This window comes from Halomonas sp. SIMBA_159 (genome assembly GCF_046536035.1).
Classification (GTDB): domain Bacteria; phylum Pseudomonadota; class Gammaproteobacteria; order Pseudomonadales; family Halomonadaceae; genus Vreelandella; species Vreelandella venusta_A.
This window is the reverse complement of record NZ_JAWJBT010000580.1, coordinates 1-272: the sequence shown is the minus strand read 5'-3', so window position 1 is coordinate 272 and position 272 is coordinate 1. Positions and strand designations below refer to the sequence as shown.

Sequence of the window (272 nt, the reverse complement as noted above, 5' to 3'; positions counted from 1 at the left end):
ATCTTTTACGGCGGTAGCGGAAATACTCGCCAAATCCGATCCAGCTCCGGGTTCCGTCATCGCGATTGCCGTAATATAGTCGCCGCTAATGCAGCCTGGCAGCCAGTCCTGTTTCTGCTGTTCTGTTCCATACGCTTCAATATAAGGAACAGTAATATCGTTATGAAGCCCGACTCCCGTCAAACTCGCCCCCACACGCTCCATCTCTTCCCCAATAATGACACCATAGCGGAAATCCAGGCCAAGCCCCCCGTATTGCTCTTCTACTTGAG

Annotated in this window: 1 protein-coding gene; it reads right to left on the bottom strand. The window is 51.8% G+C overall.

The window, feature by feature from the left end; translation table 11 throughout:
- Nucleotides 1-272, bottom strand: a 272-nt coding sequence (locus R0J87_RS20535) for an acyl-CoA dehydrogenase family protein (protein ID WP_498888563.1), incomplete at both ends; no start/stop codon positions are given.